The 21,808-nt window shown below is 72.0% G+C and carries 13 protein-coding genes; 3 read left to right on the forward strand and 10 right to left on the reverse strand.

The genetic code is table 11. The features are described 5' to 3' along the window. Positions 1–29 precede the first annotated feature (29 nt). From ACFXOM_RS02595 to ACFXOM_RS02620, 6 genes are all read right to left on the reverse strand, one after another. Positions 30–1,658: a succinic semialdehyde dehydrogenase gene (locus ACFXOM_RS02595; protein ID WP_384939233.1), complete on the reverse strand. Its 1,629-nt coding sequence runs from the start codon at positions 1,656–1,658 to the stop codon at positions 30–32. A 310-nt stretch (positions 1,659–1,968) separates the two neighbouring features. Continuing rightward, complete coding sequence (locus tag ACFXOM_RS02600) at positions 1,969–3,618, reverse strand: serine/threonine-protein kinase (RefSeq protein WP_384939235.1); 1,650 nt, start codon at positions 3,616–3,618, stop codon at positions 1,969–1,971. 70 nt (positions 3,619–3,688) lie between these two features. Further along, positions 3,689–5,272: a serine/threonine-protein kinase gene (locus ACFXOM_RS02605; RefSeq protein WP_384939237.1), complete on the reverse strand. Its 1,584-nt coding sequence runs from the start codon at positions 5,270–5,272 to the stop codon at positions 3,689–3,691. A 127-nt stretch (positions 5,273–5,399) separates the two neighbouring features. Then, positions 5,400–8,183 (reverse strand): serine/threonine protein kinase, encoded by a 2,784-nt coding sequence (locus ACFXOM_RS02610; protein ID WP_385036783.1) that lies wholly within the window; start codon positions 8,181–8,183, stop codon positions 5,400–5,402. 319 nt (positions 8,184–8,502) lie between these two features. Further along, on the reverse strand, positions 8,503–10,287 hold the full coding sequence (locus ACFXOM_RS02615; RefSeq protein WP_385036877.1) for a serine/threonine-protein kinase: 1,785 nt from the start codon (positions 10,285–10,287) through the stop codon (positions 8,503–8,505). Positions 10,288–11,353: 1,066 nt separating this feature from the next. Beyond that, positions 11,354–13,060: a glycerol-3-phosphate dehydrogenase/oxidase gene (locus ACFXOM_RS02620; RefSeq protein ID WP_384939241.1), complete on the reverse strand. Its 1,707-nt coding sequence runs from the start codon at positions 13,058–13,060 to the stop codon at positions 11,354–11,356. A 221-nt stretch (positions 13,061–13,281) separates the two neighbouring features. On the opposite strand from ACFXOM_RS02620, the gene ACFXOM_RS02625 reads away from it, so the two are divergent. The 3 genes from ACFXOM_RS02625 to ACFXOM_RS02635 all read left to right on the forward strand — a co-directional run bounded on the left by ACFXOM_RS02625 (position 13,282) and on the right by ACFXOM_RS02635 (position 17,269). Then, entirely contained in the window at positions 13,282–14,523 is a 1,242-nt protein-coding gene (locus ACFXOM_RS02625; RefSeq protein WP_384939243.1) for a nucleotide sugar dehydrogenase, read from the forward strand. Between the two features lie 79 nt (positions 14,524–14,602). Continuing rightward, complete coding sequence (locus tag ACFXOM_RS02630) at positions 14,603–15,550, forward strand: hypothetical protein (protein ID WP_384939244.1); 948 nt, start codon at positions 14,603–14,605, stop codon at positions 15,548–15,550. A 3-nt stretch (positions 15,551–15,553) separates the two neighbouring features. After that, positions 15,554–17,269 carry a M16 family metallopeptidase gene (locus tag ACFXOM_RS02635; protein WP_384939246.1) on the forward strand — a complete coding sequence of 572 codons (1,716 nt, stop codon included), beginning with the start codon at positions 15,554–15,556 and terminating at the stop codon, positions 17,267–17,269. 64 nt (positions 17,270–17,333) lie between these two features. Here the strand turns inward: ACFXOM_RS02635 and ACFXOM_RS02640 are convergent, their stop codons facing one another. From ACFXOM_RS02640 to ACFXOM_RS02655, 4 genes are all read right to left on the reverse strand, one after another. Beyond that, positions 17,334–18,461 carry a GuaB3 family IMP dehydrogenase-related protein gene (locus ACFXOM_RS02640; protein ID WP_384939247.1) on the reverse strand — a complete coding sequence of 376 codons (1,128 nt, stop codon included), beginning with the start codon at positions 18,459–18,461 and terminating at the stop codon, positions 17,334–17,336. Between the two features lie 113 nt (positions 18,462–18,574). Further along, on the reverse strand, positions 18,575–20,077 hold the full coding sequence (gene guaB / locus ACFXOM_RS02645) for an IMP dehydrogenase (protein ID WP_384939249.1): 1,503 nt from the start codon (positions 20,075–20,077) through the stop codon (positions 18,575–18,577). 137 nt (positions 20,078–20,214) lie between these two features. After that, complete coding sequence (locus ACFXOM_RS02650; protein ID WP_384939251.1) at positions 20,215–20,802, reverse strand: sigma-70 family RNA polymerase sigma factor; 588 nt, start codon at positions 20,800–20,802, stop codon at positions 20,215–20,217. A gap of 347 nt (positions 20,803–21,149) precedes the next feature. Continuing rightward, a complete protein-coding gene (locus ACFXOM_RS02655) occupies positions 21,150–21,761 on the reverse strand; it encodes a response regulator transcription factor (protein WP_003948568.1) in 612 nt (203 codons plus the stop codon). Positions 21,762–21,808: the final 47 nt, after the last annotated feature.

The following is a 21,808-nucleotide window of genomic DNA, read 5'->3' on the forward strand; positions in this document are numbered from 1 at the left end:
GCTCTCCTCGGTACGGGTACGGGGTGGTGCTAGCGCAGGCGCAGGGCCTTCATGACCCTCAGGGACGTGCTCATGAACGCGGCGTACTTCTCGTCGTCCATGCCAAAGGACGGCGCGAGCGGGACCACGCGCTGCTGGGCGACGGTCTGGGCCTCGGTGTACTTGAGGATGCCCTCGGACCCGTGCCGGCGTCCCAGCCCGGAGTCCTTCATGCCGCCCATCGGGGACTGCACGCTGCCGTACGCGGGTGCGTACCCCTCGTTGATGTTGACGGTGCCGGTGCGCAGACGGGCGGCGACGGCGTGGCCGCGCCTGCTGTCCCTGGTCCAGACGCTCGAGTTGAGGCCGTACGCGGTGGCGTTGGCCTGCTCGACGACGTCGTCCTCGTCCTTGAAGCGGTACAGGGAGACGACCGGGCCGAACGTCTCCTCGCCGCACACCGCCATCGGGGTCTCGACTCCCTCCAGGATCGTGGGCTCGTAGAAGTACGGACCGATGTCGGTGCGGTGCACTCCGCCCGCCACGAGGGTCGCGCCCTTGGCGACTGCCTCCTCGACGTGGCTCTTGACGGTTTCCAACTGGCGTTCGCCGACGAGGGATCCCATGTCGGCGCCGTAGGCGAGGGAGCTGCCGAGCCGCATCGCCTTCGTCCGGGCGGCGAAGCGCTCGGTGAAGGCGTCGGCGACGGATTCGTGCACGTACAGTCGTTCGATGGAGATGCAGAGCTGTCCTGCGGACGAGAAACAGGCCCGGACGGCGCCGGCGGCGGCCTTGTCGACGTCGGCGTCGTGGAGCACCAGCATGGCGTTCTTGCCGCCGAGTTCGAGGGAGACGCCGATGAGCCGGGCGGCGGCGCCCTGGGCGACCTCGCGGCCCGTGCGGGTGGAGCCGGTGAAGGAGACGTAGTCGGCGTGCCTGACGACCTCCGGGCCGACGACCGGGCCGTCGCCGAGCACGACCTGGAAGACGCCGGCCGGGAGTCCCGCCTCGATGAGGAGGTCGCGGGCCCACAGGGCGGTCAGGGCCGTCTCGGTGTCGGGCTTCATCACGACGGCGTTGCCTGCGACGAAGGCCGGCAGCGCATCGCCGACCGACAGCTCCAGGGGGTAGTTCCAGGGGGCGATCTGACCGACGACGCCGCGCGGCTGGCGCAGTTCGGTGGTCCTGGTCAGTACCGGGACGACACCGGCGTGCCGCTTGGGCCTGAGGTAGGCAGGGGCCCTGCGTCCGTAGTGGCGGGCAGCGACGGCGACGGCCAGCACTTCTTCGTGGGCGTGCAGCCGGGCCTTGCCGGTCTCCAGCTGGATCAGGTCGAGGACCTCTGCCTGGCGCTGGAGGATGAGGTCGTGGAAGCGGAGCAGCACGGCGGCGCGGGCGCGCGGGGAGGCGGCGGCCCAGGCGGACTGTGCGGCGCGGGCGCGGGCGAAGGCCTCGGCGACTTCCTCGGGGGTGGACTCGGGCAGGTCGGCCAGCTTCTTCCCGGTGAAGGGCGAGTGGTTGACGGTGCGACCGGAGCCGACGACGCCGCGGGTGAGCTGGGCGACCACCTCGGGGGTGACCACCTCGGCAGCGGTGCGTGCGCCTGCGGGGGCGGCGGCGATGGGGTTCGTGCCGAGGGGGTCGGTGTGCTGGGCGGTGGGGGCCTGCGAGTCCGTCATGGGGGCGAGAGTATGACGCAATCAAGGCTTTGGGTACCCGTCGGTAACAGCTTTTCACAGGGCCCGCGCACCACGCCAGCGATCACTGGCACATAAGCCCTGATCAGGGGCTCGTCATGGTGCTCGAGGGAGCTTGTCACCACGTCCGCCCAGGTGTCGGCCCGTGCGCCCTGCTCGGGCGACCCCCTACCGCCGCGCCCCCCGCGCCCCCGTCGAGCCACACCCGGTACGACGTCCCGCCGGGGCGGGCCACCAGTGCGTGCGACAGGGGCGCCCCGCGGGCTCCCGGTCCGGGCCTGGACGCCCCCGGTCACAGTCCCTGGATCTTGAAGTGCTTCACGACCTCCGCGTAGATCTCCTCGCCGTCGTGCCGTGCGGCGCCTTCGGCCCGCATCTGCACCCTCAGCCGCCACTGCACCTTGTTCCCGCCCGGCACGACCAGCTCGTGCCAGCGGAACCGGACGGGGTCCTCGTCCGAATCGCCGTACGGGGTGAAGTCGACGGTCGTCTCGAACGCCTTCTCCTCCTGGTGGGTGACGTCCGTCGTCGTGACCTCGGCGTCCTTGATCTCCGTGCCGTTCTTGCCGCCCTTGCGGTACCAGGCCTCCCAGATCTCCTTCTTCGGTTCGAGCACCTCGACCCTCTTGTCCTCGCCGGCCTGGACCCGCTCCACGTAGATGGAGAACACCCCGCTGGGGTCGCGGTACTCGACTGCGGAGCCGTCGTCGTCCTGCGTGCGCTTGTACTCACCCGGTACGGCCAGCTCCGCCGTGAGGATCTCGCTCTCCGGACGGACCTGCCAGCCCTCGGGCAGGTCGTCGCCGCCGAACGGATCGACGACCACTGCGGTGACGGCGAGCGCGAGGGCGAGCAGTCCGCCGAGGAGGCCGTACTGCGCGCGCCGGTTGCGGTGCAGCACCGGAGGCACCCAGCGGGAGCCGGCGCGCTCGCCCGACGGGGCGCCGTGGAGCCTGGTCGGGTCGAAGGACGCCTGCGGCGGGCGGGCCACCTGGTCCAGGACCGAGCGGATCTCCGCAGCGGCCGGCCGGGCCGCCGGGTCCTTGCGCAGCAGTTGCATCACCAGCGTGCCGAACGCCCCCGACCCGCGCGACGGCATCTGGGGTTCGGCGGAGAGCACGGCCTGGAGCGTCGCCGGTGTGTGCGATCTGCGGAACGGGGACACGCCCTCGACCGCCGCGTACAGCACGACGCCGAGCGCCCACAGGTCCGACTCCGGCCCGGGACGCTGGCCCAGCACTCGCTCGGGAGCGATGTACTCGGGCGAGCCGATGAACGCCCCCGTCTCGGTGAGCCCCTGCTCGCCCTCGACCTGCGCGATGCCGAAGTCGGTGAGGACGACCCGCTCCCCACGCCCCAACAGGACGTTGTCGGGCTTGACGTCGCGGTGCAGGACGCCTGCCTCGTGGGCCGCCGACAGCGCGCCGAGCACCGCGAGACCGATCCGGGCCGCTTCCCGCACGTCGAGCGTGCCCTCCTGCAGCCGGTCCCCCAGGGACTGGCCGCGCACCAGCTCCATCACGATCCACGGCTTGCCGTCCTCCATGACGACGTCGTGCACCGTGACGACGGACGGATGGTCGATACGGGCAGCGGCGCGCGCCTCGCGCTGCATCCGCAGGTAGACGTTCTCGCGTTCACGGGTGCCGAGGTGGTCCGGCAGTCGCGGTTCCTTGACGGCTACGTCACGGTCGACGACCTCGTCATGGGCGCGCCAGACCGTGCCCATGCCGCCGTGGCCGAGACGGGAGACGAGGCGGTAACGGCCCCCGATGAGCCGCCCCTTGTCCGGGTCGGTGGCCGACTGCGGTGACGGACGCGTCTGGGTCGGTACGCGCGCCTGCGGGTGCGGCGGTACGTGGGGCGCAACCGGATCGGGAGCGTTCGGCGGCCGGAGTGCATAGCTGGTCGGGTCGTTCGCCCGTCCCCCGTCATTCGTCATGTCCACATCCTGACGAAGACCGTTTGCTGTTGCCACTCGCGCAGTTCAGCGATGCAAAGCCGTGACAGAGTCAGTGGCCGGGCGGCCGCCATCCGGTCAGCATCTTGTCGAACTGCTGACGGGTCGTCACCCATTCCTCCGCGGGACCGGACATGTAGAGCGCGTACTCCGTACCGTCCTCTTCGTAGTACATCTGGTCGATCGCACGGCGTTCGCCCGGATGGTCCTTCGTCTCGGTCCAGGTGAACTCCCAGAGCGCGGCCTGTGTCTGCCCCCGGAAGGTGACGGGGTGGACGGTCAGCCTCCGGTACTGGGGCAACCGCGACTCGACGATCTTCTCCACGTTGAGTGCGTGCGTGTACGGATCCTTGAAGTCCGGCGACTTGTCGATGCTGATGCGGATGCGGTGGCGACCGTTGTCGGGCGTGTAGTCGATCTGGTCGCCGTCCAACTGACGCGTCCAGCCCTCCGGTACGAGCAGACTGAAGCCCGCCGGATCCTCGACACGACGCCAGCCGGCGTCCTCGTCGGGGGAAGCGGACTTCGACGGCCGTGACACCGGCGGGGGCTTCTCGACGCGCGGGGAGCCCGCCCCGTCGCCGTACCACAGGGCGAGGAATCCCGCGCCGCCCCCGATGAGCGCTGCGACCAGAACGACGAGAAGGGCCGTGCGCCCGCGCCGGGAGCGACTGCCGGCGGGTCGCGGCGCCCCGGGACCCGCCGGGGCCGGTGCGGGGAGCGGAGTGGTCGGGGCACGCCGCTCCTCGAAGTCCCGCGTCGGAGCGGGCTCCTTCGTCCGGCCCTGCTTCGGGCGACGCCGATCCACCACCTCCAGCAGCATCCGCTCGGCCTCCTCGGCGGTCGGACGCCGTGCCGGATCCTTGTGCAGCAGGGCCGAGATGACGGGGGCGAGGCGGCCCGCCTTCGCAGCGGGCGGTGGTTCCTCGGTCACCACGGCCTGCATCGTGGACAACGGCGACTCGCGGCGGAAGGGCGAACTCCCCTCCACGGCGGTGTACAGCGTGGCACCGAGGGACCACAGGTCGGAGGCGGGGCCGGGATCGCCCCCACGCACCCGCTCGGGTGCCAGGTAGTCGATGGAGCCCACCAGTTCACCCGTCCTGGTGATGGTGGAGTCGCCCTCGATCGCGGCGATGCCGAAGTCGGTGAGCAGGACCCCGCCGTCGGAGGCGAGCAGGACGTTGCCGGGCTTGACGTCCCGGTGCAGCACCCCGGCGGCGTGCGCGGCGCGCAGCGCACCGAGCACGTGCAGGCCGATGCGGGCCGCCTCGGCCGGCTGGATGCGGCCGGCTTCCTTGGCCGCGTCGGCGAGGGACGGCCCGTCGACGTACTGCATCACGATCCAGGGGCGGTCGTCGTACGCCAGGACGTCGTGGACGGTGACGACGTTGGGGTGGCTGATCCGGGCGGCGGCCCGGGCCTCCTTCTGGGTACGGGCGTGCAGGACCGCGCGGTCGGCCTCGGAGACGTACAGGCCGGCGGTGAGCTCCTTGACGGCGACGGTCCTGTGGAGCACCTCGTCCTGGGCGCGCCAGACCTTGCCCATGCCGCCCCGACCGATACTCTCGGTCAGCCGGTACCGGCCTGCCAGCAGCAGGCCGGGGTCTGTTCCCGCGCTCTGAGTGTGTTCCACGTGTCGTCCCCGCCCCGTTCCTTGGAAAGACAGGTTACGGAGGGGAGGTACGCAGGCGGAACAGGGGGCCGCTCAGTAACTCGCACCGTGATGCGACCGTTGCGCGGCGCGGTCGGCCCCGAGGGCGTCAACCTCCCGGCCGGTACGCGGCCGTGGCCTGCTGGTAGATCTCGCTGACCTTGTCCCGCTGTCCCTCGGGCCCGATCACCTGCAGGACGTGGTAGCGGTCGCCCACGATGACGGCGAGGTTGCGGACGAACACGTCGCGGCCCGTGCTGTCCCGCCAGGTGAACTGCCCCTCCGCCATGGCCTGCTTGCCCACGTCGATGCGGCGCAGACCGGAGGCACTCGACCAGGACGAGTCGCGGAACGGCTGGAGCTCGCGCTCCCTGTCGCGCTGGTAGACCATCGGGTCCGCGCCTGCCGCGGCGACCGTGTCCCGGCCCGGGACCACGATGAGCGTGAAGTCGCCTCCGACATAGCGAACCTGACCGCTGTCGTTGACGGGCCGGCGCTGCCACGTCCTGTCCACACCGATCCGGAAGCCTTCCGGGTCGACGCGGACGACGTACCCCTGGGCGAGACTCACGGCGGGTGCGGAGGTCTGCGGCTGCCGCCCGCCCGGTTCGGCGGACTGCCCTCCGGTGTCCGGCGAGGGCCCGCCCGCCGACGCAGCGGAGATCGGTCCCCCCGAGGGCTGGGGCGGGGAAGACGACGGCGCCTGCGGACCTGCCTTCGGCATGAAGAGCAGCGCATACGCGACGGCAGCGGCGAGGAGGAGCAGGATCAGGAGCAGGAGGGTCCGCCCCAGCGACCGCGGACGGCGCTCCCGGCGCTCCTTCACCTTCTTGTGGCGGCGGCGCCCCGGCGAGGTGTCGGCCCCGGCGGCACGGCGCTTGCGGACCAGTTCACCGCGCCGGCGCACGACGGGTAGCCGCGCGCTGTCGGCGGACGGCAGCGGGACGACTGCACTGCCCGCGTCGGGCTCCGGGGCGGACCGGATGAGGGAGCGCAGCCAGCCGCGCAGCTCTTCGAAGTCCGGTCGCTCGGTGGGGTCCTGGCGCAGCAACGACTCGACGACCGGACGCATCGGGCCGCACTCCTCGGCGAACGCCGGCGGTTCCGCGCAGACGAGCTGCACCAGTTCGGCGGCACTGTCCTCCGGGTAGGGTGCGTGGCCCTGCACGGCGCGGTAGAGCAGCGCACCGAGCGCCCACAGGTCGGTGGCAGGACCGATGGGCGGCGCCAACTGCCAGTTCTCGTGGACGGGTCCGGCCTGCTCGGGAGCCCAGCGCTCGGTGACGGCCCCGACGACCGCGATCCTGGTCTGGCGTGCCCGCTCGGCGGCGAGCGGCGTGGCGGGGCCCCGGTACGCGGGAACGAGCGCGCCCGAGACGACCTCGTCCCAACGGCCGGCGGGCCCGCGCTGCCCGTGGACCGAGCCGGTGCCCCCCGGAGGGTTGCCGGGCTCGCTCGGGTCGCCGTGTCCCCCGCCCTCGTACGGGGACGCGCCACCGCCCGCCGGGAGCGGCGCTGGACCGTCCGCGCCGGGCGGACCGTCGCGCCAGACGCCGGCAAGCCGGGCACGGCGCGGACCGGACGGCGGTTCACCGTACGGATCGGCATGGGGATCTGCGTACCGGCCCGAGTGCTGGTCGGGAAGTTCGACCTCGTAGAGGTCGTCCTCCCCGTCGCCTTCGTCGTAGCCGTCGCCGTCCGCCGGTTGGGACCACCACTGCGGCGCGGGCAGACCGGCACGTGGAGCGGGCAGCGCTCCGGGAACGGGCGCCGGATGCCCGTCCTGCTCGTCGTGCACGCCGGGGTGGTGCAGGCGCCCGGCCCCGTCGGCGCCGCGCGGCCGGTATCCCGGACCGGGGAGGGCGCCCTGGCCGCCGGGGGCGGACCGCGGGCCGTCCTCGGCAGGGGCGAGGCGCTTCTCGGTGCCGCCGTGCCCGCTGTCGCGACGCTCCTCGGCCCGGCGGGCTTCGTCCCGGCGCCGTTCCTCGTCCTTGCGGCGGTCCTCACCGGTCCGTGCCGCCGCCCGGGTGCCCGCCCGGTAAGCGGCGATGGCATCCGCGCGAGCCGCCCGTACGTCCTCGGAACCGTCGCCGAAACCGTATCCGTACGCAGGTGCCGTGTACGCGTCCTCCGGCTGGTGGGGAACGGCCGGAGCGGAGTCGTCCGCCGCCGCGTCCGCGTCCTCGGCGTACGGCTGGGGGAAGGCGTACGGCTCCGCCTCCGGAGGGGCGTCGGGATCCGGCGCATCGACCAGCTCGGCGTCCACCAGTTCGGCGTCCACCACCTGTTCCGCCGGCTCGGGCACCGGAACGTACCCGCACAGGGCTTCTTCCGCCGCGCCCGCGGCGAGGCCGGTCAGCACGACACGGCCGTCGTCACAGACCAGGACCGTGCGGACCGTGATGTTCCGGTGGGTCCACCCGTGCGCGTGCAGGGCACGCAGGGCCGTCAGCAGGTCGGAGCCGATCTCGGCGGCCCGGTAGGGGTCCAACGGCTCCTCCGCGAGGAGGGCGGCCAACGGCCGGGCCGCGACCAGCTCGCTCACTATCCAGAGCGAACCGCCCTCCGCGAAGACGTCGAAGACCTGGTCGAGCAGGGGGTGATCGGGGATCTGTGCGGCGGCCTGGGCGGCCTCCATGGCCCGTCGCACCGCAGGATCCGTGGGCCTGCGGGTGGTGCGACCCGGAGCGCGGCGCGGTGCCGCTGCTCCCGGGGCGCCGTCCGCGTCGAGGAACTCCGCCTCCACGACCTCCGGCAACGGCACCTGGCGGACCAGGACCTCATGGCCGCTGTACGTGTCGAAGGCGCGGGTCTCGACGAGTTCGTAGGCGTCGGACGGCGGCAAGGGCAGGCGGTAGCGGTCGGCGAGCACCCTTCCTGCGTAGTCGTCCATGACGCCTCCCACCAGCGCTGCCCCCCGGTCCCCAGCACCGCACCAAGCCGTCAAATCCGGTCAGCCACCGCCTCTTTGAGGCTGCGTACGGTCCACGGTCTCTCACGATACGTGCCGACGGCGCGCCGCGCCGCGGGGACGGCAGATCCGCACCGGCCGCTCCTGGTGCCGGGCCGGTGCCACCGCCCCGTCAGGGCCTCCCGGTCGCCGACCGGCGGAGTACGGGCGGCGGAGGAACGCGACGGGCGGCGACGGGCGGCGGAAACCCGACGGACCCGGAGCGGAAACGTCCGCCCCTCCTGCGCGTCACCGCCGACGGTCAGGAACCGGAGCGCGGCTGGAAGGTGTCGAAGAACGACTGCAGGGTCGCCTTCGTGTCCGCCGTGCCCCAGTCCGCGTCCGCAGCGGTGAACATGATCCCGTAGCCCAGGCCCTTGTTCACCACGAAGCCGCGGTCCAGCGAACGCCGCTTCTCCCCCTTCTCGGTGAAGGTGAACTCCCAGTCCGCACCGAGCCACCCGCGGTACTTGACCAATGCGATCTGCACCCGGTGGTAGTCGGAGCGGCGCATGAAGGCTTCCTGGCTCTTCCAGTCGGCCACCGGGTCCGACTTGGGCGAGGACGTCCACCCCACCAGCAGCCGCTGCCCCTTCGGACCGGAGAACCGGGCGCCGCCACTGTCGGTCTCGGTGTACTTCCAGCCTTCCGGCAGGCCGATGGAGAAGCCCTGTTCGTGCCGGTAGCCGACGGTCTGCGGCTGCTGGCTCCCGGGCTTCTGGCCGGCACCCGAACCGGAAGCGCCGCCACCGGGCGTCCCGCCGCCGGAACCGCCTGCCCCTTGCGTCGGCTGCGCCCTGTCGTCGCCCACCGGGGTCTTCACGGCGCCGGCAGACTGGCCGGCACTCTCGTCGGAACCTGCCGTCGCCGCCCCGGTGGCCGCCACCTCACCAGCTCCGGTCGCGGAGCCGTCCTTCCCGGAACCGCCGTGGAGCACGACGGCGACGATGACCCCGACCAGTGCGAGGAGGGCGACCGCCAGAACGATCACCAGAGTGCGGACGGACACGACGTCGGTGATCGGCGCACGCGCCGGTGCGGGCCGGACAGCCGCGCGTTCCGGCTCCTTCTTCGGTTTCCCCTGTTCCGCCGCGGCGTTCTGGGCGGAGCGCAGCGCTGCCCGCAGCCGGTTGGCCGACGGGTCCTTTGCCTTCGACTCCGCCGAGGCCACGGGGGTGGGAGGGGCCGGCGGCAGGGCCACCACTCGGGTTGCTTCGGGGGACGGCTCCGGCTCGGCGGGCCGCTCCGGCGTGTTGACGACGTCCAGCAGGAGCGCACGGGCACCGCCATCGTCGAGCCGCTGCACCGGGTCCTTGGCGAGCAGCCCGTAGATGACCTCGTCCAGCGGCCCCGCGTTCTTCGGCGGGTCGAGCGGTTCGGTCATCACCGCCGTCAGGGTCGCGATCGCGGAACCCTTGTCGTACGGCGGACAGCCCTCGACGCTCGCGTACAGCAGCCCGCCCAGCGACCACAGATCGGCGGCGGGGCCGGGCTTCTGACCGCGGGCGCGCTCCGGCGCGATGTACGAAGGGGCGCCGACGAGCATGCCGGTGGAGGTGATGGACGGGTCGCCCTCGACCTGGGCGATGCCGAAGTCGGTGAGCACGACCCGGCCGTCCTCGGCGATGAGCACGTTGGACGGCTTGACGTCACGGTGCAGGATGCCCTCGCGGTGCGCGGAACGCAGCACGTCGAGGATGGCGAGCCCGACCTCCGCAGCCCGACGGGGCGTCAACAGCCCGTCCTCACGGATAACTTCGGCGAGCGACTTGCCCTCGATGAGCTCCATGACGATCCACGGGCGGTTGTCCTCGTCGACCACGTCGTAGACCGTCACCGCACCGTTGTTGCGGATCTTGGCGATCGCCTTGGCCTCGCGCAGGGTACGCGTGATGAGGCGTCGCTTCTCGTCCTCGTCGATGCTGTTGGGGAAGCGCAGCTCCTTCACGGCGACCGTACGGCCGAGCGTCTCGTCGACGGCTCGCCACACCGTGCCCATACCTCCCCGACCGAGGACGGGCCCGAGCCGGTAGCGCCCGGCCAACAACCGCCCCTCGGACGTCGGCCCGTGCTCCTGCGCCGCACCCGGCTGGGCGCCCGGTGCCCCCGGCCTGCTCGTTTCGCCCTTCGGGGCACCGGTCTTGGGGCCCTTGGCGCCGTTACCTCCGCCGGACGTCGCCGAGTTCGCCGCACGGCCGCCGGCTCCCCCGGCGCCCTTCGGGCCGCCGTTGCCGGCGGCCTCCAGCTCCTTCGCCGCGCCGGCACCATCGGCTCCGGCGCCCTTGACCTCGCTGCGCCTCGCGTCCTTCACGACGCTGACGGCGGGCCGTTCTCCGGAACTCGTATCCCCCGGCGCCTCGTCCGCGTCGTCCTGAGCGCCGCCCACCGCAGCGGCCCCGCCGTCGGAGGCCGTGCCCACGGCGTCCCGAGTGCCCTCCGACGCCTTGCCGCCACCCTCCGCGACGTCATCGCCGGCAGCGGCGCCCGCGGGGGCAACGGCACCTGGGGCGTTCTTCGTCGGGCCGGTGTCCGCCGAGGCAGCCTTCGTCGGGTCGGCGTCCGGTGCGGCGGCGGTCGTCGGGGCGGCATCGGCCGGTTCGGCGCCCGCCGCCCGGGACGTGCCCTGCCCGTTCGCGTCGGCGCCCACGCGCCCGGCGGCCGGCTTCCGTTCCTGCCCGGCCGACTGCCCGGCCGACACCTCCCGTTCGGAGCGGTCCTCCGTGGCGGTGGTCGCGTCCTTCGTGGCCGAAGCCTCCTCGGCCGACCCGGCGACGTCGGTCTCGCCGCCCGTCGGCCGGGGTCCGGTGTCCGCCGGGGAGGCGTCCGTGCTCCCGCCTTCCGCTGTCGCCGCGCCCCGGTCCGAACGCGCGGCCGCGGACCGTCCGTCTTGCCGATCCGCGTCCCGCAGGGGCTCCGGTGTCGTGTCCCGCGACTGCTCCGCTTCCGACATGCGTCCCCTCTGCGATCCCTGATCCTCGCCCGCGCCTGCCGCTTCCCGCGCGATGCGGCAACCCGCCCTGGAAGAGCCCCCATTCTCTCTTACTCCGGGACCAGTGCGTCTCCCGGGTCCACCGTGCGTCAGAACGACTCCGGGAGAAGGAACTTTGCAGACCCTAGAGCGGGACGATGTCGGGCGCCCCCAACCGGGCCGCGTCGGCCGTCAGGTCGTCCGGCTGCCTCTGGGACTCCCGCTCGGCCTCCACCCGCTTCTCGTAGTGCTCCACTTCCTTCGCTATCTGCTTCTTGTCCCAGCCGAGCACCGGTGCCATGAGCTCCGCGCACTCCCGTGCGCTCCGCGTCCCCCGGTCGAAGGTCTCGATGGAGATGCGCGTCCGCCGCGTCAACACGTCGTCGAGGTGGCGCGCTCCTTCGTGGGAGGCGGCGTAGACGACCTCGGCGCGCAGGTAGTCGTCGGCGGCGGCCAGCGGTTCACCGAGACCCGGATCGGCGGCGACGAGGTCCAGCAACTCCTCGGACATGGATCCGTAGCGGTTGAGCAGGTGCTCCACCCGGGCGACGTGGAGCCCGGTGCGCGCCGCCGTCCTCGCCCGTGCGTTCCACAGGGCGTGGTAGCCCTCGGCGCCCATCAGGGGGACTTCCTCGGTGACGCAGTCCGCCACCCGCTGGTCCAGCCCGTGGACCGCCGCGTCCACGGCGTCCTTCGCCATCACCCGGTAGGTGGTGTACTTCCCGCCGGCGACCACGACCAGGCCGGGTACGGGATGCGCCACCGTGTGCTCACGGCTGAGCTTGCTGGTCGCGTCCGATTCGCCCGCGAGCAGCGGGCGCAACCCCGCGTACACCCCTTGCACGTCGTCACGGCTGAGCGGTACGGCGAGCACCGAATTGACGTGCTCCAGCAGGTAGTCGATGTCGGCGCTGGACGCCGCCGGATGGGCCTTGTCGAGGTCCCAGTCGGTGTCGGTGGTGCCCACGATCCAGTGGCGGCCCCAGGGAATGACGAACAGCACGGACTTCTCGGTGCGCAGGATGAGCCCGGTGGTCGAGTGGATCCGGTCCTTGGGCACGACCAGATGGATGCCCTTGGACGCCCTGACGTGGAACCGGCCGCGCTCGCCGATCAGCGACTGCGTGTCGTCCGTCCACACGCCCGTGGCGTTGACGATCTGCTTGGCGCGCACCTCGTACTCCCCGCCTGCCTCCACGTCCTGCACCCGGGCGCCGACGACCCTTTCACCCTCGCGCAGGAAGCCGACCACCCTGGCGCGGCTGGCGACATGGGCGCCGTACGACGCTGCCGTACGCACCAGGGTCGTCACATAGCGGGCGTCGTCCATCTGGGCGTCGTAGTACTGCAAGGCACCCACGAGGGTGTCCTTCTTCAAGCACGGGGCCACCTGAAGGGCTCGCTTGCGGGTGAGGTGGCGATGGACGGGCAGACCGCGCCCGTGGCCCGAGGACACCGACATGGCGTCGTACAGCGCGACGCCCGATCCGGCGTAGAGCCGCTCCCATCCCCTGTGCTGCAACGGATAGAGGAACGGCACCGGACGCACGAGGTGCGGGGCCAGCCGCTCCAGCAGCAGCCCGCGCTCCTTCAGGGCCTCCCGGACCAAGGCGAAGTCGAGCATCTCGAGGTACCGGAGCCCGCCGTGCACGAGCTTGCTGGACCTGCTCGACGTGCCCGATGCCCAGTCGCGGGCCTCGACCAGCCCCGTCGACAGCCCGCGCGTCACAGCGTCCAGCACCGTGCCGGCACCGACCACTCCACCGCCGACGACCAGCACGTCCAGCTCACGCTCCGCCAGTGCGGCAAGCGCTTCGGTGCGCTGCGCGGGTCCCAGTGTCGCTGTCCTCACGGCTGCCTCCCGTCGCCCCCGTAGGTCGGGCTCACACCTCTGATTCTGTCCGCAGTGCCCGACTTCAGCCACCGCCTGTGGACAACACTCGGACGGTCAGGAGCCGACAATGCCGCATAACGGTCATATTTACTCCTAGTCTGACATTGCTCCTGCTCGTTCTCCCCACAGGACTTGCACGATGCGCTCCCTTCGGCTAATGGGAAGGACGCCTCACCGCCATGCCCGCAGATCTCGCCGTCATCGGACTCGGCCACCTCGGACTGCCACTCGCCCAAGCCGCAGTCACGACCGGCATCGACACCATCGGCTACGACACCGATCCCCGACCCGTCGCCGAACTCGCCGCGGGCCGCCCGCCCGTGGACGGTTCGCTCAGCGCCTCCGACGTCCGACGGATGCTCTCCGGGGGGTTCCGGCCCATCAGCGACCCCGCCGAGCTGGGCCGGGTCCGCACCGCCGTCATCTGCGCCCCCACGCCCCGCGGCGCGGACCGCACGCTCGACCTCACCGCCGTCAGCGACGCCGCCCGCGCCCTGGCCGCGCGGCTGCGCCCGCACACCACCGTGCTGCTCGAATCCGCCGTCGAGCCCGGGACCACTGAGGGTCACCTGCGCACGCTCCTCGAGGAGGGTTCCGGGCTGCGCGCCGGGCGCGACTTCCATCTGGCGTACTCCCCCGGCCGCCTCGACCCCGGCAACCGCTCCCACGGCCACGCCACCGTCCCCAAGGTCATCGGCGGACTCACCCCGGCGTGCACCGAATCGGCGGCGGCCTTCTACGGACGCCTCACCGACAAGGTGGTCCGTGCCCGCGGGCCGCGCGAGGCCGAGGCGGTCCAGCTGCTGGAATCGAACTTCCGGCACGTGAACATCGCCCTGGTCAACGAGATGGCGGTGCTCTGCCACGAGCTCGGCGTCGACCTGTGGGACGTCATCCGCTGCGCCGAGACCAAGCCGTACGGCTTCCACGCCTTCCGCCCGGGACCGGGCGTCGGCGGCCACGGCGTCCCCGTCGACACGATCGGCGCCCACCGCCCACTGCGCCTGGTCGAGCTCGCGGGCCAGATCAACGAACGCATGCCGAGCTACGTCATCCAGCGCTGCGCGGCCCTCCTCAACGAACACGGCAAGTCGGCCCGCGCAGCCCGCGTCCTGTTGCTCGGGATCACCTACAAGCCGGACCTCGCCGACCTCCAGGGATCCCCCGCGTCCGAGATCGCCCAGCGGCTCATGGACCTCGGCGCTTCGGTGAGCTACCACGACCCGTACGTCTCGCACTGGCGGGTGCTCGACCGGCCCGTCCCCCGTGCGGACTCGCTCTACGAGGCAGCGGCCGACGCCGACCTGACCGTGTTGCTGCAGCACCACCGCACCTACGACATGCAGGGCCTGGCGGTGAAGGCGCAACTCCTGCTGGACACCCGGGGCGCCTCGCCCGCGGGCGCCGCCCACCGCCTGTGACCCGGCGGTCGAGCCGCACGGCGGACCGCACCGGGGCCCCGGCCGCACGAGCGGAGCCCCCACTGCCTATGATCCGCGCGTGTCATATGCCGCGCCGTTTTCACGGCCCCAGTTCGACCCCACGGCGATCCACGCCCCGCTCGCCGTTCTGCGGGCCGCCGTCCTCGCCCACGACTGGCCGGGCGTCGCGGGCGCCTTCGCCGAGCTCCAGGACGAGGACCAGAAGGTCTCGGCGTCCGCCGTGGTCGGTGACGTCGCCGGGGTGGAGCGTTTCCTCCAGCACATCGCCGACGGACAGCCCGACGCCGCCCTGCCCCGGGTGCTCCTCGCCCACCGGCTGATCTTCGCCGGTTGGGACATCCGCAGCTCCCTGCGGGCCGAGCACGTGTCCCGGGAGCAGTTCGAGGAGTTCCACGCGTACCTGCGCCGTGCCGAAGCGCTGCTCATCGACGTCTGTGCCGTGGAACCGGACAACGCGCTCGCCTGGTACCTGCGGCTGGTCACCGCACGCGGCCTCCAGCTCGGACAGAGCGAGGCGAGGCGCCGCTACGACCGGCTCACCGAACACCACCCCGACCACTGGGCAGCCCGCGGGGCGCTGCTGCAGCAGCTCTGCCCGAAGTGGGGCGGCTCCTGGGAGGCCGCGTTCGGCTTCGCCCGGGAGGTCGCGGCCACCGCCCCTCCCGGCAGCCCCTCGCACGCCGTGATCGCACAGGTGCACCTGGAGCGCTGGATGGACCTCGGCGGCAGGGAGGGCACCGCCCACCTGAAGGACCCCGCGGTACGGGCCGAACTGCACGCCGCCGCGGCGGCATCGGTGTTCCACCCGCAGTTCCGAGCAGGCTTCCACTGGGTCTCGGCCCACAACTACTTCGCCGCGGCGCACTGCCTCGCCGGCCGCCACGGCGACGCGGCACCGCACTTCCGCGCCCTCGGCGACGCGGCGACCGAACATCCCTGGGACTACGTCGGCACCCCCGCGGCCGAGTTCACCCGGCACCGCAGAACCGCACTGGCGAAGGGCTGACCGATGACCGACGGCATCACCGAGACCGAAACCGACGGCATCGTCGAGACCGAGACCGACGGCATACGGACGGTCCTCGCGGCACGGTCCGGGGGCCAGGTCGCCGCCGGGCTGTTCTTCCGGGTCGGCAGCGCCGACGAGACCCTCTCCACCACCGGCGTCACCCACCTCGTGGAGCACCTCGCACTGCACCGCCACGGCCTCAGCGACCTGCACTACAACGGGGCGACCACCGCCGACTACACGCACTTCCACGTCGAGGGCACCGTCCCCGAGGTCGTCGAATACCTCAACGGTGTGTGCGCGGCGCTCCGCGACCTGCCGATGGAGCGGCTGGAGACCGAGAAGGAGATCCTCCGCACGGAGGCGTCGGGCCGTTCCCAGGGCCCGGTCGGGCAGCTGCCGCTGTGGCGCTACGGCGCCCGCGGCTACGGGCTGCTCAGCTACGCGGAGCTGGGCCTGCCGCGACTCGACGCCGCCACGGTCACCGAGTGGGCCCGGACCCGCTTCACCCGGGAGAACGCAGTGCTGTGGGTGACCAGCGGCACGCTGCCCGAAGGTCTCGACCTCCGGTTGCCGTCCGGGCCCCGACACCCCGCGCCGACCGTCACCTCGGCGCTGCCGCAGACGCCCGCGTACTTCCGCGGGGACGACGGGGTGGTCGCCTTGAGCGCCGTCGTACGCCGGTCGAGCGCCGCTTCCCTGTTCGCCGAAGTGCTGGGCCGCGGCCTGTTCCTCGACCTGCGCCAGAAGGGCGGCTACTCGTACCGGGCCCACGCGGACTACGCACCGCGCGACGCCGAACACGCGACCGTCACCGCGGTCGCCGACGCCCTGCCGGAGAAGCAGGACGCCGTGGTGGGCGGCTTCGTCGACGTGCTGGCCCGGCTGCGCCTGGGCAGGATCGACGGGGCCGACCTGGAGGCGGCGCGGAACACGCTGCTCACGTCGTTCGACACCCCCGACCTGGACGCGGCGAAGCTTCCGTCGTACGCGCTGAACCTGCTGACGGGCCACCGCAACCAGAGCGTCGCGGAGGCGGTGGCTGAGCTGAACGCGGTCACCGTGGAGGACCTGCGCGCCGTCGCCCGCGAGGTGTGGGACTCCGCACTGATGCAGGTACCGGAGCGTGGCTTGGACTGGGCGGGCTTCGCGGCCGCACCGGCGCACTCCGCGGACGTGGTGAGCGGCCGTGCCTACCGCTGTCTGGACGACGACTCGGTCGAACTGGTCGTCGCGGCCGACGGCGTGAGCCTGAAGGGCCCGAGTGCCCGGGTGACCGTACGGTTCGCCGAGTGCGCGGCGATGCTGGTCTACCCCGACGGCGCCCGCCGCCTGACCGGCAACGACGGCTTCAGCCTCATGATCGAACCGACGCTCTACAAGCTGGACCAGGCCGCCCTGGCGACCGTCGACGCCGGCGTCGCGCCGGCCGCCGTGGTGGGCATGCCACCGCGCGATCCCTCACGGATCCCGCGGCCCCGCTCGAAGGCGGAGCGCAAACGGGAGAAGGCCGCGCGCACCCGCTCCCCCAAACGGCAGGTGGCCGCCTGGACCTTCGGCGTGCTGGCGGCGCTGTGGGGGTTGGTCACCCTCGTCGGCACGAGCGACGAGTTCGGCGCCGCGGCCGGCCCCGACTGGGGCGCGCTCGCCGCTCTGTGGGTGGTGCAGGCCGCGCTCGTGGTCCCCGCCGTGCAATGGGCCCGAACGCCCCGCTGACGCGCGCCGGAGCCGTCGGCGACGGACCGCCGACGGCTCCGGGGAGAGGTGCTGGTGCTGCCGCTCAGCGCTTGTGCTGCGAGTCCGCCACCGTCACCTCGACGCGCTGGAACTCCTTGAGCTCGCTGTAGCCCGTCGTGGCCATGGCCCGCCTCAGCGCGCCGAAGAAGTTCATCGAGCCGTCCGGGGTGTGCGACGGTCCGCAGAGGACCTCCTCCGTGGTGCCCACGATGCCCAGGTCGACCAGCTTGCCGCGGGGGACGTCCTCGTGGACGGCCTCCATCCCCCAGTGGTGGCCGCGTCCGGGCGCGTCCGTTGCGCGGGCCAGCGGAGAGCCCATCATCACGGCGTCGGCACCGCAGGCGATGGCCTTCGGGAGGTCGCCGGACCAGCCCACGCCGCCGTCCGCGATGACGTGGACGTAGCGGCCGCCGGACTCGTCCATGTAGTCGCGGCGGGCCGCGGCGACGTCGGCGACGGCCGTCGCCATCGGCACCTGGATGCCCAGCACGTTCCGCGTGGTGTGCGCCGCGCCGCCGCCGAAGCCCACGAGCACTCCGGCAGCGCCGGTGCGCATCAGGTGCAGGGCCGCGGTGTACGTGGCGCAGCCGCCGACGATGACCGGGACGTCGAGCTCGTAGATGAACTGCTTCAGGTTGAGCGGTTCGGCGGCGCCCGAGACGTGCTCGGCCGACACGGTGGTGCCGCGGATGACGAAGATGTCCACACCCGCGTCGACGACGGCCTTGGAGAACTGCGCCGTGCGCTGCGGCGACAGCGCGGCGGCCGTGACCACTCCCGAGTCGCGCACCTCCTTGAGGCGCTGCCCGATCAGCTCCTCCTTGATCGGGGCGGCATAGATCTCCTGGAGCCGACGCGTCGCCGCGTCCTCGTCGAGCTCGTCCGCGATCTCGTCGAGCAGCGGCTGGGGGTCCTCGTACCGGGTCCACAGGCCCTCGAGGTTCAACACACCGAGTCCACCGAGCTCACCGATGCGGATGGCGGTCTGCGGGGAGACGACGGAGTCCATGGGGGCTGCCAGGAACGGTAGCTCGAAGCGGTAGGCGTCGATCTGCCACGCGATCGAGACCTCTTTCGGGTCCCGGGTGCGCCGGCTCGGTACGACGGCGATGTCGTCGAACGCGTACGCCCTGCGGCCGCGCTTGCCGCGCCCGATCTCGATCTCAGTCACGATGTGTGGCCTTTCCCTCTACGTCTGCGCGTACCAGTATCCCCGACGCATGCGCGAGGGGCGGTCCCTAGAAACCGCCATCACCGGGACCGCCCCTCCCATCGGGCCTGCGACTACTTCCTGCTGTAGTTCGGTGCCTCGACCGTCATCTGGATGTCGTGCGGGTGGCTCTCCTTGAGGCCCGCGGAGGTGATCCGTACGAACCGTCCGCGGTCCTGAAGCTCCGGCACCGTGCGTCCGCCGACGTAGAACATCGACTGGCGCAGGCCGCCCACCAGCTGGTGGACCACCGCGGAAAGCGGCCCGCGGTAGGGCACCTGGCCCTCGATGCCCTCGGGCACCAGCTTCTCGTCGGAGGCGACGCCTTCCTGGAAGTAGCGGTCCTTGGAGAAGGAGCGCTGGTCGCCGCGGGACTGCATGGCGCCGAGCGAGCCCATGCCGCGGTACGACTTGAACTGCTTGCCGTTGATGAAGAGCAGCTCGCCCGGGGACTCCTCGCAGCCTGCGAGCAGCGAACCGAGCATCACCGTGTCGGCACCGGCGACCAGGGCCTTGGCGATGTCACCGCTGTACTGCAGGCCGCCGTCGCCGATGACCGGGACGCCCGCCGCCTTGGCCGCGAGGGACGCCTCGTAGATCGCGGTGACCTGCGGCACGCCGATGCCGGCGACGACGCGCGTCGTGCAGATCGACCCCGGGCCGACACCCACCTTGATCCCGTCGACGCCCGAGTCGATCAGCGCCTGGGCGCCGTCGCGGGTCGCGACGTTCCCGCCGATGACGTCGACGGAGGCATTGGACTTGATCTTGGCGACCATGTCGCCGACCAGCTTGGAGTGACCGTGCGCGGTGTCCACGACGATGAAGTCGACGCCGGCCTCGATCAGGCCCTGGGCCCGCTCGAAGGCGTCACCCGCGACACCCACGGCGGCCCCGACGAGCAGCCGGCCGTCCTTGTCCTTCGCTGCGTTCGGGTACTTCTCGGCCTTGACGAAGTCCTTGACGGTGATGAGGCCCTTGAGGATGCCCGCGTCGTCGACCAGCGGAAGCTTCTCGATCTTGTGGCGGCGCAGCAGCTCCATGGCGTCCACGCCGGAGATGCCGACCTTGCCGGTGACCAGCGGCATCGGGGTCATGACGTCCCGCACCTGCTGCGAGCGGTCCGTCTCGAAGGCCATGTCGCGGTTGGTCACGATGCCGAGCAGCTTGCCCGACGCATCGGTGACCGGGACGCCGCTGATCCGGAACTTGGCGCAGATCGCGTCGGCATCGGCGAGGGTCGCGTCCGGGTGCACCGTGATCGGATCGGTCACCATGCCCGATTCGGACCGCTTCACCAGGTCCACCTGGTTGGCCTGGTCGGCGATGGAGAGGTTGCGGTGCAGCACGCCGACGCCACCCTGGCGGGCCATGGCGATGGCCATCCGGGACTCGGTGACCTTGTCCATCGCGGCGGACAGCAGCGGGATGTTCACCCGGACGTTCTTCGAGATGAACGAGGAGGTGTCGATCTGATCGGGCGCCATGTCGGACGCGCCTGGCAGAAGCAGCACGTCGTCGTAGGTCAGCCCGAGTGTCGCGAATTTCTCGGGCACTCCGTCGACGTTGGCAGTCATGACACCTTCCCCATGGCCTTGATCGGTGCGGATGTCCATGCTAACGGGCTTCGGCCGTGTCTCATTCCACGATCAAGATCGATGAGCAGCTTCGTACCTTCGTACGTCCGTCCGCCCGGCGGCGTTCACGTGACCGCCTACTGGCCGGCCAGTGCCCTGAGTCGGCTCAACGCACGGTGCTGGGCAACCCGTACGGCGCCGGGCGACATGCCGAGCATCTGCCCCGTCTCCTCGGCGGTGAGCCCGACCGCGACCCGCAGCACGAGCAGTTCGCGCTGGTTTTCCGGAAGGTTCGCGAGGAGCTTCTTGGCCCATTCCGCGTCGTCGCTGAGCAGCGCCCGCTCCTCGGGTCCGAGCGAATCGTCGGGGCGCTCGGGCATCTCGTCGGAGGGGACGGCCGTGGACCCGGGATGCCGCATGGCGGCCCGCTGGAGGTCGGCGACCTTGTGCGCCGCGATGGCGAAGACGAACGCCTCGAAGGGGCGTCCGGTGTCCCGGTATCGGGGCAGCGCCATGAGGACCGCCACGCAGACTTCCTGCGCGAGGTCCTCGACGAAGTGGCGGGCATCACCGGGAAGCCGGTTCAGCCGGGTGCGGCAGTACCGCAGCGCGAGCGGGTGTACGTGCGCCAGCAGGTCGTGCGTGGCCTGCTCGTCGCCGTCGACGGCACGGTGGACGAGTGCACCGATGGCCCCCTGGGCAGTCGCCGCCTCGTTGTCCCGCATCGGTCCATGGTGCCTTGACTGCCGCTGATCCGTGGCACCGCGTCCATAGTTGTGCACCGAAGCGTTATGAGTAGGTGCGCCGGAAGTCATCTCCTGCGCCCTCCCCTTGCGCTCGACCGACCTGTCCCCGAGGAACTCCACAACTCAAGGATGCGGCATCGCGCGGGAAACGTGTGCCCACGGTCGTCCGCCGCCCCGCCCACCGCACGGCGGGCGAGGCTCATGATGCCTGCGGGACCCCTGGGGCGGCTGTTCGGCCGCCCACACGTCCGCTGGAAGCCTCGGGGGCGCATCCGCGCCCCTCCGGCTCGCTCACCGGGAGAGGTCCCGGTCTCATCCGGCACCGCTCAGCGGACCAGGCCCCAGCGGAACCCGAGCGCGACGGCGTGCGCCCGGTCCGAGGCGCCCAGCTTCTTGAACAGTCGCCTGGCGTGGGTCTTCACCGTGTCCTCCGAGAGGAACAGCTCGCGCCCGATCTCCGCGTTGGACCGGCCGTGACTCATGCCTTCGAGCACCTGGATTTCGCGTGCGGTGAGCGTCGGCGCTGCCCCCATCTCGGCCGAGCGCAGTCGCCGCGGGGCCAGCCGCCACGTCGGGTCGGCGAGCGCCTGGGTGACCGTGGCGCGCAGCTCCGCGCGCGAGGCGTCCTTGTGCAGATACCCGCGGGCACCGGCGGCGACGGCGAGCGCGACGCCGTCCAGGTCCTCGGCGACCGTGAGCATGATGATCCGGGCGCCGGGATCGGCGGAGAGCAATCGGCGGACCGTCTCGACGCCGCCCAGACCGGGCATGCGTACGTCCATGAGAATCAGGTCCGAGCGGTCGGCCCCCCAGCGGCGGAGGACTTCCTCGCCATTGGCTGCGGTCGTCACGCGCTCGACGCCGGGCACGGTTGCGACCGCGCGGCGGAGCGCCTCTCGGGCGAGCGGGGAGTCGTCACAGACGAGGACGGATGTCATGGCCGCCCTCCGCAGCTGATGCGCGTCACCTTGAGCCTCCAGGCTGG

The organism is Streptomyces sp. NPDC059169, from assembly GCF_042755225.1.
In the GTDB taxonomy this organism is placed as follows: Bacteria; Actinomycetota; Actinomycetes; order Streptomycetales; family Streptomycetaceae; genus Streptomyces.